This is a genomic window from Paenibacillus sp. JDR-2 (assembly GCF_000023585.1).
Taxonomy (GTDB): Bacteria; Bacillota; Bacilli; order Paenibacillales; family Paenibacillaceae; genus Pristimantibacillus.
In genome coordinates this window covers 786161-804188 of sequence record NC_012914.1, presented here as the reverse complement: position 1 = coordinate 804188, position 18028 = coordinate 786161, and the positions used below count along the sequence as shown (strand labels likewise).

The 18028-nt window shown below is 50.7% G+C and carries 10 protein-coding genes; 4 read left to right on the top strand and 6 right to left on the bottom strand.

The window, feature by feature from the left end:
- Window positions 1-54: 54 nt before the first annotated feature.
- The 3 genes from PJDR2_RS03580 to PJDR2_RS03570 all read left to right on the top strand — a co-directional run bounded on the left by PJDR2_RS03580 (window position 55) and on the right by PJDR2_RS03570 (window position 5273).
- A complete protein-coding gene (locus tag PJDR2_RS03580; protein ID WP_012772690.1) occupies window positions 55-1803 on the top strand; it encodes a sensor histidine kinase in 1749 nt (582 codons plus the stop codon).
- A gap of 37 nt (window positions 1804-1840) precedes the next feature.
- The gene (locus PJDR2_RS03575) at window positions 1841-3448 is read left to right on the top strand and encodes a response regulator transcription factor (protein WP_012772689.1); all 1608 of its coding nucleotides are present in this window, start codon (window positions 1841-1843) and stop codon (window positions 3446-3448) included.
- Between the two features lie 118 nt (window positions 3449-3566).
- Window positions 3567-5273: an ABC transporter substrate-binding protein gene (locus PJDR2_RS03570; RefSeq protein ID WP_012772688.1), complete on the top strand. Its 1707-nt coding sequence runs from the start codon at window positions 3567-3569 to the stop codon at window positions 5271-5273.
- Window positions 5274-5606: 333 nt separating this feature from the next.
- On the opposite strand, the gene PJDR2_RS03565 is transcribed toward PJDR2_RS03570, so the two are convergent.
- From PJDR2_RS03565 to PJDR2_RS03550, 4 genes are all read right to left on the bottom strand, one after another.
- The gene (locus tag PJDR2_RS03565) at window positions 5607-6572 is read right to left on the bottom strand and encodes a glycoside hydrolase family 43 protein (RefSeq protein ID WP_012772687.1); all 966 of its coding nucleotides are present in this window, start codon (window positions 6570-6572) and stop codon (window positions 5607-5609) included.
- A 58-nt stretch (window positions 6573-6630) separates the two neighbouring features.
- Window positions 6631-7434: a carbohydrate ABC transporter permease gene (locus tag PJDR2_RS03560; protein WP_416202264.1), complete on the bottom strand. Its 804-nt coding sequence runs from the start codon at window positions 7432-7434 to the stop codon at window positions 6631-6633.
- A gap of 46 nt (window positions 7435-7480) precedes the next feature.
- Window positions 7481-8377 (bottom strand): carbohydrate ABC transporter permease, encoded by an 897-nt coding sequence (locus PJDR2_RS03555; RefSeq protein ID WP_012772685.1) that lies wholly within the window; start codon window positions 8375-8377, stop codon window positions 7481-7483.
- A gap of 85 nt (window positions 8378-8462) precedes the next feature.
- Window positions 8463-9800 (bottom strand): ABC transporter substrate-binding protein, encoded by a 1338-nt coding sequence (locus PJDR2_RS03550; RefSeq protein WP_012772684.1) that lies wholly within the window; start codon window positions 9798-9800, stop codon window positions 8463-8465.
- A gap of 263 nt (window positions 9801-10063) precedes the next feature.
- Between PJDR2_RS03550 and PJDR2_RS03545 the strand changes: the two genes are divergently transcribed.
- Window positions 10064-11134: a GntR family transcriptional regulator gene (locus PJDR2_RS03545; protein WP_012772683.1), complete on the top strand. Its 1071-nt coding sequence runs from the start codon at window positions 10064-10066 to the stop codon at window positions 11132-11134.
- A gap of 251 nt (window positions 11135-11385) precedes the next feature.
- Here the strand turns inward: PJDR2_RS03545 and PJDR2_RS03540 are convergent, their stop codons facing one another.
- Window positions 11386-12216 (bottom strand): sugar phosphate isomerase/epimerase family protein, encoded by an 831-nt coding sequence (locus PJDR2_RS03540; RefSeq protein WP_012772682.1) that lies wholly within the window; start codon window positions 12214-12216, stop codon window positions 11386-11388.
- 118 nt (window positions 12217-12334) lie between these two features.
- Entirely contained in the window at window positions 12335-17998 is a 5664-nt protein-coding gene (locus tag PJDR2_RS31700; protein WP_012772681.1) for an S-layer homology domain-containing protein, read from the bottom strand.
- Between the last annotated feature and the right edge of the window lie 30 nt (window positions 17999-18028).

Genomic DNA, 18028 nt, shown 5'->3' with positions numbered 1-18028 from the left:
ATTGTTAGGATCGATAGGGTTTTGTTAGGCATATCTCCGGGGGGAACGGAAACGATGAAGAAAACGAGACAGCCATTGCAGATCAGCCTGTTCGTTAAATATTTAGGGCTTATTATCCTGCTGTTTATACCGATCGGCATTTTATTCGCATATTCCAACAATGTCGCCACCGGCGTCATCGGCAAGGAAATCCGCAACTCGAACATCAAGCAGCTCAGCTTCCTGTCCAGCCAGATTGAATCCCGGATCAACCAGACGATGGATTTCGTGTTCACCTTCTCGAAAGATCCCAACGTGCAGAAGTACAACGGGCTTAACATCTGGGACGATAACTATGATTGGATGCAGACAAGATATATGGTTTTGGAGAAAATGGCGCTTCAGTCCGGCGTCGTCAACATCTGGCCGGTCGAGTTCACGGTGTATTCGCAGCTGCACAAGGAAGCGCTCTCAAATTCCAGCACAAGCGTTGCGTACGACGAGGATTATCTAAAGCGCAATATATCGAAGAACTGGACCTATAGCGAGGGAGCGACGGGTACGGAAGGAATGGCTTTCCGCTGGTATTATGCCGACTCGCTTGGCCAGCAGAAGCTTACGGGCAGCAATCTGGTCGTCGGAGCCAGCTTTGGCTCCTCGAACATCCAGAATATGCTGGATACGTACAAGGAAGGCGGACAAGGCGATCCCCTCTTCTACGCCCCGGGCCAGAAGCCGATTCTGAACAGAAGCGCCTCCCCGGAGCTTGCGGAGGAGTTGACCCGTTACTTGGACGGCCAGAAGCTCGAGGATTCGATGCAGAAGACGATCAAGCTGAACGGGCAAAGCTATCTCGTCAGCCTGGTGAAGTCGCCGCAGCTGGAGTGGTATCTCGTCGATCCGGTGCCTCTTGACCAAATTCTCGGCCCGATCTCGTCCAGCCGGAATCTGTTTTACCTGGCTATGGCCTTGTTGCTCGTTATCGGAGCTTTCTTCTCGATCGTGCTCTACCGCGACGTGCAGCGCCCAATCCTGAAGCTGATCCGCGGACTCAAGAAGGTTCAGCTCGGCGATTTCTCGGCCCGCATCCATGCCAAGGCGAACAGCGAATTCACCTTCCTGTTCTATCGGTTCAACGATATGTCGGCGCAGATCGAGACCTTGATCGACAACGTGCTGAAGGAGAGGCTGATTGCGCAGGAAGCAACGATGAAGCAGCTGCAGGCGCAGATCAATCCCCATTTTTTATATAACTGTCTGGGATACATGATCAATATGGCGCAGATGAAGGACGAAGAGGCCGTCGTCAAGATGGGCTACAGCCTTAGCTCGTATTATCGTTACATCACTAGGATGGAGAAGCCGGTATCCAGCCTTCAGGACGAAATTCAGTTAATCGTTAACTACTTGGATATTCAAAAAATGCGAAACGGACGGATCCACTATTCCATCGATATCCCGGAAGAGATGCGGGGACAACAGGTACCGCGGCTTATGCTGCAGCCCCTGGTGGAGAACGCCGTCATTCACGGGGTAAGCAAATCCTATTCCTCCGGGGAGATCCGCATCGCCGGACAGATCGAAGGAGGCTTCTGGCGGATCTTCGTCGATGACGACGGCCCTGGCTTGGATGGCGAAAAGCTGGAGCTGATGAATCAGAAAATGAGAGGCCCTATGCAGGATGATATGGGGTATGGGCTTTGGAACACCAATCAGCGAATTATCCATTGCTTTGGTCCCCGCTCCTCCCTGTCCTTCTCCTCATCCGAGCTTGGAGGCTTCCGGACCGAGATCGTATGGGAGATTCCGAAGGAAGCTTCATAATCCCAATTACGCAGCACACTTACAAGGAGGCTCTTCCATGCAATTGTTAATCGTAGACGACGAAGCCCATTGGGTTGAGAATCTGTCCATGCACAAGCCTTGGCATACGCTTGGGATCGAGTATGTTCACCGCGCCTATTCCGCCCGCGAAGCGCTGCAAATCATCGGCACGAATCCGATCGATATCGTCATTTCGGACGTGCTTATGCCGGAGATGACCGGAATCGAGCTCATTGAACGGATTCGGGAGCAGGACAAGCGAATCAAGTGCATCATCCTGTCCGGCCATGCAGACTTCGAATACGCCAAGGAGGCGCTTCGCCACCATGCCGTAGACTATTTACTGAAGCCGCCGACCAACGAGGAACTGCTTGGCGCCGCGCAAACCGCGATCGATCAGCTTAAGGCGGAATGGGAAAACGTCAGCTCCCAGGAACGAACGCAGTTCGCACTGCGCGAGAACCTTCCGCTCCTTAGGGGCCAGCTGCTTCTTGGCGCCTTCCGGGGAGAACGGATAGCGGAAGAGGAATGGATCCGGAAGCTGGACATGTACGGCTTGCCATTCCGGAGCGGATCCTGCGCTCTGGCGCTCGTGCGCCTGGAGGACGAGTTCGGCCATTACCGGGGCAACGGACAGCATCTTGTGGAATACGCCATTATGAATATCGCGGAAGAGATTCTCCAGGAATTCATGGGCGTATGGAGCGTTAAGGAGGAGCACGGATACCTGGCCTTTCTGCTGCAAGCCAAGGAGCATCCGGCGGTAGATCGGCCCGACATCCTGCTTGAGAAGCTTGCCATGCAGATACAGGCCAAGGTGAAGCAGTTCCTGAAAGGCGCCGTCTCCGTCGTGGTGACGGATTCGTTCCTCTTCCCTGAAGAGCTGCCGGAGCAATACCGGCAAGCCGTCTCCTACTTCCGGCAAATCGTCGGGGATGAACAGGAATTTGTCATGAAAGTGGACGGTACGAGGAAAGCGACCGCTTTTGGCGCGCTTGATGTCATTCACGGTCATCCCGGGCTCCTCAACCTTGCGGAAGCAGGCCGCTGGGAGGCAGCGGAGGACAAGCTCGCCGCAGCATTCGACGAGCTGGAGGACAAAGGCTCCGAGTCATGGGAACATTGCCTCGAGATGGGCTATACGATCAGCTCCGCCTTCATGCACCTTGCCCATCGCAGCGGCCACACCTTGGCGGATTTGATCGGGCCGGACATGGAGCTGCTGCAAAGCGGAGAAGCCTTCGCTTCGATCGGCAAGCTGCGGAAGTGGTCGCTTAACGCTCTGGCGAAGCTGCGCGAAGGAACGGCTCACGACGCAAAGAATGCCCGCTCCCAATACGTGCAGAAGATCAGGGATTACGTGGACAAGCATCTCCATCTCGACGTATCGCTGCGCGCGCTGGCGGATTACGTCAATCTTCACCCTACTCACCTTTCGAAAATCTATAAGCTGGAGACCGGTGAAGGAATCAGCGACTACGTAGCCTCCGTTCGGATGGAACGCGCCTGCCACCTGTTGAAGGCGACCGATAAGAAGATTTACGAAATCAGCGCCGACATCGGCTACCTGGATCCCGCTTACTTCATCAAGGTGTTCAAGCGGCAGTTCGATGTCACTCCGCAGGAATACCGGGATGGACGTTGATTTTGCGCCAACAGCCTAAGAGAGTCCTACGAAAACTAATATCGCCATATAGATGCCGTCCCCGAACTCTTGATAGAGTTACACATGAAGACACCAAACAACGTTGGGGGATAGATAAATGAGCAAACTTAAGAGAAATTGGCTCGTACCTGCTGCCATGTCGCTCGTCGTTCTGGCCGGCTGCTCGAATAATAACGGCGGCAACAATGCAAGTCCTTCCGCTAGCGCCGACGCAAGCCCTTCCTCTTCGGCGCCGGTCGAGCAATCCGCTGCCGATAAAGCCTTCGAGGCAGGCAAATACGACCCGGCAATCGAGATCAGCACCATTCTTATGCCGAAGAAGTATAGAGAAGGCGAGACCAAGGAAAACAACGTCCACACCCGCTTTATGGAGGAAAAGCTTGGCATTAAGCTGAGCAAGGACACCTGGTTCCCGGCAGGCAGCGACCAATACAAGCAGCAGCTCCAGCTTGCCCTGACTTCCGGCGAGAAGCTGCCAGACTTCATTATGGTGCCAACCGATCCGGTCCTGACCAACCAGTTGATTGATTCCGGCGAATTCATGCCGATCGACGAGCTGTTCGACAAATACGCTAACCAAACCTGGAAGGACCACGCGGCCAAGCATCCGGAGCTGTGGTACCCGTTCACCAAGGACGGCAAGAAGTGGAACCTGCCAATTATGGAATACACCGATAATGACGATACCGTGCTCTGGCTGCGCGAAGATTGGATGGAGAAGCTGAATCTGCAGGCTCCGAAAACCATCGCGGATCTCGAGAACATTCTGGATAAGTTCAAGAACGAGAACCCGGACGGCTTGGCTGCAAAAGACGTTTACCCTCTCGCCGTCTCGCTTAAGAGCAACACGAACACCTGGATGGGCGGCCTGGACTGGCTGTTCGGCGCTTACGGCACGATTGAGGAGCAATGGAACAAGGATGCGAGCGGCAACCTGGAATACGGCTCCGTAAATCCGGGCGCCAAACAGGCGCTCGCGAAAATGCAGGAATGGATGCAAAAAGGCTACATTCATCCGGACGCTGCCCTCTGGGATGAAGGCAAGTCTGCCGAAATCTGGACCAAAGGCAACGCAGGCGTCTTGCCTGGCGCGAACTGGGTTCCCGACTGGCCGGCTCCTGACCTACTGAAAAACGTAAAAGGCGCCAAATACAAAGCTTATCCGGTTCCGGCCGGACCAGACGGCAAGATCGGCACGAAATGGCAAAACTCCGGCGTTAACAGCAGCTTTATGGTCAACAAAAACGCCGAGCATCCGGAAGCCATCATTCTTTATTACAACTACCTGCTGGATAATCTCGCGAACCCGGCCGTTGGCAGTGAATATGAGTACGGCTTCGCCAAAGGCTACGACTGGGATGTCGTCGACGGTGAACCAACAAGCGACCAAACGAAGATCAAGGACTTCAACAACGAATTCCAGTTCATCACTGGTCCTGCCCGTATTCCGGACTTGTACATGAAGACGCTGGTGAAGCTGGCGGAAGGCAATAAGCCGGAAACACCTTACGAGAAGCAGCTGTTCGAATTCCGCAAACCGGAGAACTGGTACGCCGCAAAAGTGGTTATGTCGCAGATCGACGTCCGCAAGCAGAACTACTTCACGGGCGCGGCAACGCCAACGATGATCTCCAAATGGAACCTCCTCCGCCAATCCGAGCTGGAGACGTTCAACAAGATCATTTACAACAAGCTTCCGATCGACGCGTTTGATACTTTCGTCTCCAGCTGGAAATCCAACGGCGGCGATCAAATCACGCAGGAGGTTAACGACTGGTTCAAGTCGGTATCGCAAGCGCAATAACAAGCCTAATAGGCATACGATAAAAGGCAGTCCCAATCGTCCATTTCAAATGACGATCGGGCTGCCTTTCTTTTTTTTTTACTTTTCGAAGCTACGTTGGATTTGTTCCAATAAAAAGGTCCAGAATGAGCCGCTGTCGTCCAATTGGACTGATTATACTGAACGGATTCCAACGTAGAGTGAGTTGCCTGTTAATATCGCACTTTTATGTTGCAAGAAATCCAGTGTAGCCTGCTACAAATCAGAATTCCGTTACACAAACGTCAAATGGCTGCCCAAAAGTCTTCTTCATCGACTTTTGGGACAGCCATTTTGTTTGTTAGACTCCTCTGTCTACGAGGAAGCTTCCTCATGAGGAAGCTGCAATGCCGCAACGGATGCCCGGAAATCCGGTCTACCGTCTTCGGTCCACTTCAGCTCCGCCACAAAGGTATGACGGTTCGGGTCGTACAGCGGATCGCCTACAATCTCTTTGTAGGTTCTGGCGTGGAAGACAAACAGCGCGGTTGTACCGTCCTCTGCCACCGTAAAGTTATTATGGCCGGGTCCATACAGGCCGAGCAGCTCATCGGTTGTCAGTACCGGTACCGGCGATTTATCCCATGATGCCGCATCAAGCAAATCCGCATCAGCGGATGCTTCCAGAATTCCCATGCAATAGTTGAAGTCCGTCGCGCTTGCGGAGTAGGACAGGAAAACGCGGTCTCCCCTGCGGATAAAGGCTGCCCCCTCATTCACTTTAAAGCCGATTCTTTCCCAGTCCAGATCCGGAATAGAAATCATCGTTTGCTTGCCGGTAAGCGTCCACGGATTGCTCATTTTCGAAATATACAGATTGGAATTCCCTTCAATAGCCGGATCCTTCTGCGCCCAGACATAATAACGTTCTCCGTTATGCTCGAAGGTTGTGGCATCCAGCGAGAAGCTCTCCCAAGCCGCACGGACCTGTCCCTTCTCCTCCCACTCGCCTTCCAGCGGATTGGCACTTGCGCATTCGAGAACAAACATCCGGTGGTCGAACAGGCCTTCATTCGTCTCCGAAGTATGCGCCGCGGCGAAGTAGACATACCATCTGCCATCGATAAAATGCAGCTCCGGCGCCCAAATATTCGCGCTTAACAGCCCTGTCTCGTGCTTTCTCCAGATTACAACAGGAGTTGTTGTAACAAGCCCCTCAAGGTTCTGCGCCCTGCGGATTTCGATACGATCATACTCTGGTACGGATGCCACGAAATAATAATAACCGTCCGAATGTCGGTAAATAAATGGATCAGCTCTTTGCACGATCAATGGTTTCATGGCGTATAACTCCTTTTGTTGATCTCTCCAGCCTATCAACTGTGTCATAGTTTAAATACTAACCTTTAACAGCACCTGCAGTCATACCCTCTATGAAATATCTCTGGAAAGCGATAAACAGTATGAAAATTGGAATGATGGAGAAGAAAGAGCCCACGATCAAAAGGTCATAGTTATTCCCATAAGGAGTTAACAAAGTTTTCAAACCGATTGGAAGTGTAATTTTACTCTGATCTCCCAGCACCATGAATGGCCACAAAAGATTATTCCAGCTATTCATACCATTCAGAATGGCCATTGCCGCAAAGGAAGGCTTCATAATCGGCATAATCAGTCTGAAATAAATCGCATATTCGTTGGCGCCATCAACTCGCCCGGATTGAATAATTTCTTTGGGTATGCTTCTTAGATATTGCCTGAAGAAGAATATCGTCCCGGCATTCGCTATACCCGGTAAAATGACAGCTGAATAGCTATTCACCATATGCAAGTCATTAATTAGGCTATACAAAGGAACCAGCAATATTTCGAAAGGCACCATCATAATGAGTAAAACACATATAAAGAGGAAGTTCTTACCTTTAAAATCATATGCCGCAAAACCATACGCAACAAAAGCGCTTACAAAAAGGGTTACAACCACTTGAACGATTGTTAAAGTCATACTGTTCCAAAACCATACAAAATAATCATGTTGTCCAGTAAACAGATAGTTGAAATTGTCAAAGCTCATTATTTTAAAATCCAAACTTAAGTTAAGACCATATCTTATTAATGATTCACCTGGTTTAAAGGAAGATAGGGCCACTGCATAGAATGGAATCATAATTATAACGAACAGTATAATAAAGATACTAATCATGACTATTCTAGCAATTAAGTTATTCTTCGATTGACTTGCGCCCATTTTAATCCTCCTCCTTTTTGAACATTCCACTAAATTTCAGCTGCGTTAAATTGATAACCATAGCAATGACTAACAGAACGATACCAACCGCGGCTGCATAACCCAGCTTATTCTTCTCAATCCCTTGTCTGTACAGATAACCGACAATGGTTAAGCCAATATTTTTCGGTGAATTGTTACCGTTAAACATCATTAAGCTCTCGGTAAACATTGCCAAACCTGCATAAACACTAATTGTCGTAACATATATCGTGGTCGGCTTCAATAATGGCATTGTAATCGCTCTAAACTTTTGCCAAGCAGATGCCCCGTCAATTGAAGCAGCCTCATAATATTCATTGTCAATGCTTTTCAAACCGGATAGATAGTACAGCATATTAACGCCTGTCCATCTCCAACATGCAAGTATTAAGAGTGCCGCCATACTCCATTCTCCGTCTTTCAAGAATTTAATAGGCTCTACACCAAATAAACCTAGGAAACTGTTCATTAATGAACCTTCCATTTCGCCGAATGTAAGGCGGAAAATGGTACCCGCAACTGCGACAGACGTCAATGCAGGGAGAAAGAACGAAGATTTAAAAAACTCTCTTCCCATCATTAACTTACTGTTTATCATAACGGCGAATAACATTGGAAAGGGGATTAACAGCACTAAGGTTCCCAGCATGTACACGACGCTGTTTTTAATAGCCGTCAAAAACACTTTGTCTGTCAATAATTTCGAATAATTCGCTTCACCAATCCACTTAGGATCCTGTCCCAACATCCTATCTTGAAAACTCATTACGAATGAATTTGCAAGCGGATAAGACCAGAATATTAAGAATATGAGTATGAATGGCAATACAAAAACATAAGGCGCAACTTTTTGAGAGTATACAAATTTCTTTATCATAATCTCAATCTCCCTTGACTATGATTAAACCTGCCGACTACTATACCTGCCGACAGGTTTAATCAAAATCATTTACTTATTATGTTTATTTCAATTCTTGTTCAATTGCTGCTTGTGCTTCATCCAGAGCTTCCTTCACATCTTGGCCATCCTCAAAGATAGCATTCAAAGTAACCGTATTGAAGATATTGCCGATCGTCGGTGAAGCTTTAACGGATTTGATCGCTTGAATTTCGTCTTTAATTTCATTCAAAGTATCAAACGCATTGGTTTTGAAATATTGGACGTACTCGTTATCAGGGTTTTTCGTTACAGCATCATCTTTCCATACATCCATGTTGATTGGGTCAAATCCAAGCGTATTCCAGATTTCAGTAGTAGCTTCTTTTGAAAGCTTAGCAAAAGCTACAAATTCTTTTGCCAACTGAACGTTTTTACCACTCTTAGTAACAACTGTACCTGTACCGCCCAAACCAACGGAACGTGGGTCGCCTTCTTTAAATACAGGCAATGGAGCAATTGCATACTTACCTTTAAGATCCTTCATTTCGTTTACGAAACGGGACATATACCATTCAGGCATTAATGCACTTGCGTAGTTGCCCTTGTTGTATTCGCCTTTTGCTTCTTCTGTATCCGGTTGTCCGCCTGGGATCGTATGAATAACATTATTCTTCTGCAGGTCTACTAACATTTCAAGCGCTTTAACCATTTCAGGCGAGTTAACTTTTGGATTGCCATTCTCATCTGTAAAATCGGAATTTTGCTGAGCAAGCAGCAGCGATTCTTGCCAAGTAGCTGATGTATCAGCAGTTCCTAAGTACTTGCCCGTTTTTTCGAATACTTTGATACCCGCTTGTTTGTAATCTTCCCAAGTTTTAATCGTCTTGTAGTCAACACCTGCTTGTTCGAGAATTTCAGTGTTGTAGAAAGCAAGCGTTGCACCTACGTGATAATCAAATCCATAAACCTGGTCAGCTTTGCTGTAAATCGCGACGCGTGAAGGAACGACAACGTCTTTGTACGGTGCGAAAACATCATTCAAAGGTTCCAGTGGAACGTTGTCACCTTCCAGGAATTTAGGGAATTGACCAAGCTCGATATCCGCGATATCAGGAGCACCTTTTCCACTCGTAACCGCCAATAAGAGCTTGTTATGCATATCATCATAAGGCATAACCGATACATTTAACTTAATCTGTTTGTCTGGGTTCGCTTGATTCCATAACCCCAGCATTTTATCCAAATGCTTGCCGTGCAAATCTACGAATGTCCAGAATGACAATTCTGTTGCATTCTCACCAGCATCAGCGCCTAACTGCATGGATTCCGATTTTGAATCAGAAGACTTACCACATGCCGACAAAACAAGTGACAGAATAAGGATCGTAACGATAGAAATTAAAGTACTTTGTTTTTTCATTTGTTCGTCATCCTCTCTTTTTGTTGTTAAACGTTTAACAATGGGTTGACTAGTTAGCAATGTTAATTTAAGCGGTTACAGTTTGTCATTGGCGCCACTATCCTTAACATTGTTCTAACCGTTTAATGAAAAAGACCCCTTCGTACTCCCTCTCAGATTCGATATTGTAAGCGCTTCACAACTCGTATTATAATGTATAGGTAATATGGTTCATATAACCAATTGAGTATAAAATTATAAAATTTATGGGGAGATGCGGCAAGTTGAAAAAGCTGGCGCTCTACAAGCAAATTCAAGAAGATATTATGAGGAAAATTAAATCAGGGCTGCTTCGGCCAACGGACCGCATCCCTTCTGAGCAAGAACTAATGGATGAATTCAAAGTAAGTAAAATAACAGTCAAGAACGCCTTAACCCTACTAGCTGACGAGGGATTAATTATACGCGTACAAGGCAAGGGTACTTTTGTCTCCGCCAACCTCGATGTTTATAACATCGTTGCGCCGCCAACTTTGCGCAGCGTATCGTCCTTACCACTCGTCGGCTACATCATTCCAACGATGAGAACCCGTGTTATTCAGAAGCTCGTCGACTACACGGAACAATTCCTGCAAGAAGCTGGCCTCAGCATGGTACTGAGCATCACGCGCGAGTCCTCCGCTATCGAATCGAATGCCATTCGCACACTGACGGATCTCGGTATACAGGGGCTAATCGTTTTTCCGACAGAGGATGAAAAGTACAACGAATCGCTGCTGCGTCTGTCGCTCGATAAATTCCCATGCGTGTTCATCGACCGGTATCTGCGCAACATTAAGACGTATACCATTACATCTGACAATTACGGCGGTGCGTACAAGGCAGTCTCCTACTTGCTGTCCAAGGGTCATCAGCGGATTGCGCTCATCTCGCCTGAGAACGCTAATACAGTCGTGGAGGATCGCACGTTCGGCTTCGAGAAGGCGTACACGGATCAAGGCATATCGATCGACAAGAGCTTGTGGTGTCACATTCCTCTCGACATTCTACGGGGTGAGCAGGCCTTGGACTATGTAAGCGACTTCTTACAGGTGCGCAGCGGAATCACTGCAGCCTTCACCTTGACTGAGGAAACCGCACGCCTTACATCAGCCGCCATCAGTCTTTTGAACCATCACACAAACATCGAATTGCTATCTTTCGACAATCCTCATATAGCACGCGTGGCGTATGTGCAGCAGGATGAACAGGAGATGGCACGAACAGCCGTAAGACTGTTACGTGAACAAATGGACAATACATACTCGCCGAAGAACGCTGTCATTCCCGTGCAGCTCATCTTTCCTAGCAGCTAGAGAAGAGTGTCTGCTTTACTTCCAGCTGCATAGAGTATAGCAATATAGGATAAAGGTGGGAGCACCCTGAAATTATCGGGTTATCCCGTGTTCCGATGAGACCGGTCGGCGATATTCTGGTCAAAAATCCAGCAAGCTTGTCATTGGCGCCTCCATTCCAGACTTTCACCGTAGAGATGACGCCCATGCTGGGCGTACATAGAAAACGGCTCTCCCTGTCGGGAGAGCCGTTTCACTTTCATTAACTCTATTTAGATATTAGCAAACACCTTATCAAACCCGGCTTTGGAGCGCTCGAGCGCTTCTTCGACCGAATTAACGATGTCGCCCGGCGCCAGAATTTCTTGAGCAACCGCGCCCGTGTAGCCAATCTTCTTCAGGCTGCGCAGGAACCCAGGCAGATCGATAACGCCTTCGCCCGGATACACGCGATCATTGTCAAGCACCTGCTCGACAGGAATGTCTTTCGCATCGTTAATATGAACATGGACGATTTGCTCCGGAGACAGCTTTTCGATATCTTCCGTACCCAACCCGTTTGTATACCAATGATAAGCATCAAACAGCAGGCCAACGTTCGGAGCATTGATCGCATCCGCAAACGCAAGCGTATCCTCCATGGAATAGATAAACGGATACTTCCAAGCCGTACGCAAATGATGCGGTCCAACAAACTCCAGTCCAAGCTTAACTCCGTAATTATTTAATATGTTTGCAGATTCTCTAAGACGGCGAACCGCCTGAATGGTGAAAATCCCCGGGGACACGTCCGTAGCCGGCAAAATATACGTGCAGCTTGCCGTACAACCAAGTTGTGCCGCGGCTTTCGCCTGCTCCTCCAGTTGAGACAGCCCGTCCCGGAACGCTTCGTCCGTCGTGCGCCATTCAATCGGGAAGCCGCATGATCCGACCGAAATCCCGTTCGCCGACAGCAATTCTCTTGCGCCGTCCAAACCGTATGTATGAATAAGACCCGCAGTATCCAGATCTACCGATTGAAATCCGTACCGCGCCGCCTGCTCAATAAAGGCTTTGTCATCACCGATTGGTCCAATTCCTGCCCGCGTTAATCCTTTCAGCATCTGATCAGCTCCATCCAAATGTAAATAAGTACTAGTATCATTATACAAGAGCCTGTCCCCCGTCACTATTATAAAAAGGCGCCATAACAATTGTTAAATGGCGCCTTTTTATTCTGTTTTATTGCAGCAGCCTGTCGAGCAGACGGGCTAGCCCAACAGCCGCTTCCGCACGGGAAACTTCCTTATCCGGAGCGAAGTTTCCGTTTCCGGTACCATTCATCAAGCCGGAAGCAAAAGCCTTGTTAACCGCCTCGAGCGCCCAGCCGGAGATCGCGTTAATGTCGTTATATTGGTGTCCATCCGTCACTCCAGCTGTCCCAACCTTTAGTTCAAATGCTCTTACAATCAGAGCCGCCATCTCTTCCCGGCTGATCTTGTCGTTAGGCGCAAACGTGTCCGCGCCTCGCCCGTGAATCAAGCCGGCTTTCGCGGCAGCCGCAACCGCATCCGCATAATAAGCACCCGCATTTACATCCTTAAATGGCAGGTTATCAGAAGCAGGCAGCTCCAGCACCTTCGCAAGAATAACCGCGAATTCACCGCGCGTAATCGACCGGTTTGGCGTAAAATGCTCCGCATCCGTACCGTTAATAATCTCCAAGGCTGCAAGTTGCTGTATCGCATCGCTGGCCCAGGAGCCTTCCGGAACATCGGCAAAATGCTTCTCTCTCGTCAACACCGCGTAGCTTCCAGACTGAGTAATAAACGTCCGGATAACCATGCCTTCCTTATCCGTGCGGCCGCCGGTATAAGTCCATTCGCCGTCCAGAGCGTCCCTATAAATACCGGCAAGCTTCGGATTCAGATCCCCGGTTACCGGAAGCTGCAGGGTAACGGCATGAGACCATTGCGTCAGCTCCAGCTTGCGGCCGGCTGCTGTCTGGATATTAACTTGAAGATTGTATACCACTCCCGCAGAATGCCAGCCTTCGCCTGTCGAGACGGGAACCGCAGCGGGACCCTTGGAACCGGTTAAGGAGATGTATAAGCTCGCACCAGTTGACCCTCCCTGTCCGCTTACCTCGAGATATCTGGATGCGTTCACAAACACACCGGCATCTACCGTGAGAACCGCATCGCCAATCTTAATTTGCAGATTGTTTTTCCCCATCAGCTCTACCGCCTGAAGCGGCAGCTTCAGCGTGGTTACGCCGGCAGGAGCGTTTAACTGAACCGTTCCTTGCCCCGTAGGCTTGAGCTGGTCAGCCGTCACTTCCCAAACGGTCTTATCTTGAGGGACGCCCGGATTAGACGGCCCGCTTGGCCCCGGATCTGTCGGGTCCGTAGGGTCTGTTGGATCCGTCGGATCGGTATTCCCTTGATACAAACCAATGGAGTCAAAGTACAAGATGCCGCTGCCCACCGTACCGTCCCCCTGATTCACGTACAGCGAGAACTCCGTAATCGCGTTCAAGTCCAGCGTGCCGTTGCCCGCCGTATTCCACGGCGCATGCACGAACTGATCAAACGGCATCTTCAGCACTTTTGCCTGCGTGCCGGTCAAAGTCAAGTAATACTCCCAAGTCTCGCCGTCCGCTTCCTTGAACTGCACGACCAGCTTGCGGCCGGAGCCGTCCGGCGTATACCAGAACCGAATACCGTCCTCGCCGCTCCAATCGGACAAGCCGAGCAGCTTTGTAGCCCCGGCAAAGTTTGTTGCCGCATCCGGATACGAATATTCGTACTTCATACCGAAACGTCCGCTTTCCTTATGCTCGGCATCCGGCGTTATCGTCAGGCTGCCGCCCCAAGGGTTGCGGGTGTACGCCTTCAGAGCAACCAGCTCCCGGCCGTCATAGTAATCGAAGTTGTCGATTACCGGAATCGTCGTCAGTCCAACTTCATCCAAGCTAACCGAATAAGATCCGGCTGAGCCGCTGCCTTTATTCACGTATATGGAGTATTCGGCTACGCTGGATACATCCATGACGCCATCCCCGGTTGACCACTGCGTACGGGTTAATCCGGCAAGCGGAATCGTCACAAACTGTTCCTCCGTACCCGCCATATTCACCTGCGCTTCCCAAATATCGCCGTCGGTCTCTTTGAACTGGAAGGTCAGTCCGTGATTCGCGCCGCTTGGCAGCATCCAGAACTGAACGGCATTGCCGCCTTCGGACCAGTTCATGGCGCCAAGCGCCTTGTTCACGCCGGCGTAACCTAGCGCATCGGTTAAGGTGTAGTCCAGTTTCAACGCGTAACTTCCGCTCTTTTTCCAAGCCGAATCCAGTGATGCCGTAATCATATCGCCGCTTGTATTACGAACATAAGCCGCCCCAACAAGCGAGGAGCTGCCTTGATAATAGTCGAACGAATCGATATCCTTGAGCTTCGCGGCTTTGATATCATCCAGATAAATCGCGCCGGTACCGGCTTCTCCCGCTCCTCTGTCCACATAAACCGAGAATTCCGCAATGGAGCCGATGTCGAGCTTCCCGTTATCCTTGCCGCTCCAGCTAGGCATCGCAAACAGATGGAAAGGAACGCTGACGGTCTGCGCAGCCGAACCGGACGTGGCGATTTTCGCTTCCCAATACTCGCCGCTTGTTTCCTTCACCTGCACCGTCACGCCCCGCTTCCGGCCGTCCGGCTCCAGCCACAGCTGAATACCGTTGTTGCCGGTCCAGTCAATGCCTCCAAGCTGTTTGGTCACGCCGCCAAAACCTTTGCCGGTTAAATCATAAGCCAGCTTTAGACCCAGTCCGCCTTCGCTCTTATGATCGGCATCCAGAGACAACGTAATCGGACCGCCATCCGGGTTAACCGAGTAACCTGCAGCCAGCTTGGCATTATCGCCGCCGTAGCCTTCGAACGTATCGATCATAGGCAGGCGATAAAGCTTAATATCGTCAATCATTAAGGTCGTATCGCCAGCCGGACCGTCAAAATAAAGGCCAAACGAAGCGGCTCCGCTTAAATCTACCGTACCGTTGCCCTGTCCGGCATGGCTGCTCTTCCACCAATCCGGAATATAGAAATTTCGGAACGGGAGCTGTACCAGTACCGGTTCATTGCCGCTGATGCGGGTATCCGATTTCCACACTTCGTTTTGCGTTCCCATGCCTTCGGTCAACTGCAGCGTGAGGCCAACCTCCTTGCCGCCCGGGTTCACCCACAGCTGAATGCCGCTGTTGCCAGACCAATCGGCGCCCGCCAGATCCTTCTCCATGCCGCCCCAGCCTTTGCTGAGATCCGTAACAAGCTTCATCGCATAGGCGCCGTTCACCTTGCCCGCCGTATCCAGCGACAACGTAACCGGCGAGCCGTCTTGATTGGCTTTGTAAGCCGCACGGAGAGCGTTGTTCGAGCCTGTATAGCCTTCAAAATCATCGATAATCGCCGATTTCTTTATCTCCGCCGGCGGATCCAGCTTCGCGCCGCCTACCCCGATCTGCAGGCTGCTGACCTGCGGATTCCAGCGCTGATCCTGATGGCTTTCCGGCACAACCGGGAACTCAAACTTCACATAACGCGTGCCTGCCGGCAGCTGATAAGCGATATAGTCGGTTTTCGCCCAATAGCCTTCGCCCAGCTTGCTCGTTTTCACCACGTTCGTGAATTCGGTATAATCCGTGCCGTTCGCCGACGTATAGAACTTGAAGTCCGGCAGCACGTAATCGGCCGGGTTCTGCCTGGCGTACTCGTAGAACTTGAAGTAGTTCATGTCGCCTTCCGCCTTGTACGTGAACCATTCGTGCTCGTTGGACGTACGGGACAGCCGCTTCGCATCGCCTCCGAAATATTCCGGCGTATCCGACGAGAAGCCAAGGTTCGCCGAATGCGAATCCATCTTGAGGAAGTTGTTCAGATCATCGGATAAAATCCCGTTCGTAATGCCGCCCTGCTGCACGGAGTCCGGGAACGTAAGCGCCGAACCGTCATGCTCATACTCGATAACAACCTTGCCCAGCTGCCCCGAAGCGGATGCCGCCGGATAGTCGATCCGCAGCACCTTTACGCCGTCAGCCAGCTCGCCGGTCGTATACGACCGTTTTTTCCAGGTGCCGCCCGACTCCGCCGCTTCCGCATCAATCAATTCAAACGCCGATCCATCCGTTGAAGCGGATAGACTGAAGTTTTGATCGCTGCTTGCCGAAGCGACGTAACCTTCCACCGTCACGGACTTCACCTTAACCGGCGTGCCGTCTTCATGAAGCGGAATCGCGTATTGCACGTTTTGCTGATTGTCGGTTGCCAATGCTTTGATACGGGATACATCACCGCCAAAAGCACCCGGATCGCGGCTTTCGTATTCCAAATCCGACGTATGGCTGTACAGCTTACCGAAATTGCGCATTTCGTCCTGAATGACGTGTTTTGCCGCAACCGGCCCGATAACGGCCGAAGGTGCGGATTCGCCAGCGCTGTTCTTCGCCGTAACCCGGTAGTAATAAGACTGTCCCGTTACCGCGGATGTATCGTCAAACAATTGGGATTCCGTTGGTACCGCATCATATACGTTTTCGCCAACTGTCGTCCAGCCGCGGTCCGGCTGCTCCGACCGTTCAACCCGGTAAGACGATGCGCCAACCGAACCCAGCCAGCTGATGGTCGACACGGAATCAACCGGCAGCATGACGGGAGCATCCGGCTTCGGCAGCGAAGGAGGCTCGCTGATTCCGCGGATCTCAAACGCCTTATCCCTCAGCGTGTTCAGCATATTGGTCTCGTCAAAGCCGTCACCCGAAGGGAACCCGGGCCAACGGTACGCTCCGTAAAAGACGCCGTTAAACGTCGATTCGGTATGCGGATAGAAGCCGCCGTCCCGGCTATGGTAACGAAGACTCCAGATCATCGCGCCGGAGGTCCCGTTCTCGATCGCGTTATCGAGGAAGGCTCCGAGTTCATTCGTTGGCTTGAAGCCAAATTCGCCTACGATAAACGGCTTTTTGCCCGCAGCCTTATTCTTGTCGACGTTCACCTGGGAAGCATAACTCGGGTAATGGTCCGGATAGTAGTGGTTGGAGACGATATCGATCGCGTCATCCGTCAGGGAAGCGTCGTCGATGCCGTATTTGCCGTCGAGCACGAGATGGTTGGCGTCGATGCTTTTAATATAAGTTGCCATATCATGCGTCCAGCTCGAAGATTGAGGCACCAGTTCGTTGCCCGTCTCCCACGCCAGAATGGTTGGATCATCCTTGTAGGCAACCCCGGTGAACGTATTCACGCGGTTAAGCGTATAAGAGATGACCGACTTGAAATCCGCGATCAGCTGCGGATCGGTCCAGAACGCGTCTTTGCTTTTGCCCCGGAAGGCCGCGTATTCCGCAATCCCGCCTTGCCATTGATACTGGTCCACAAAAGGAAGAATCAGATGAATCCCGTACTCTCCGGCCAGCTGGATCATTTTATCGTAAGCGACAAACGCATCTTCATTAAAGATCAGCTTATCGTCCGAGCCGACGCCCATAATGTGGCGCACCATGTCGGCAGGATCATCCGCTTTGCGTACGGAGAGAACATACGGCCTAGTTACCGTACCGCCCATCTGGACAAGCGTCTTGAACGCATCCTCCTGCTCCCACTCGGTTGGCGTCCGCCAGTAGATATCCTCAACCATCGACAGGGTTGGCACGTTGGCCGAAATAAACCGGAACTCCCGATCGCCGTCCATCAGCTTATCGCCGCTGCGCGTGATAAACGGGGATGCGGATTCCGTTACGATTGGCTCTCCCGCTTCCTCCGCGTATACCCTCGAGCCCTGGATTCCGGGCATAACAACGGAAGCCGCTACGAGCACCGCGAGACCAAGCGACAGCATCTTCTTGCGTATAAACATAAGTCCACTCCTTCAAAGGTAATCGAGACT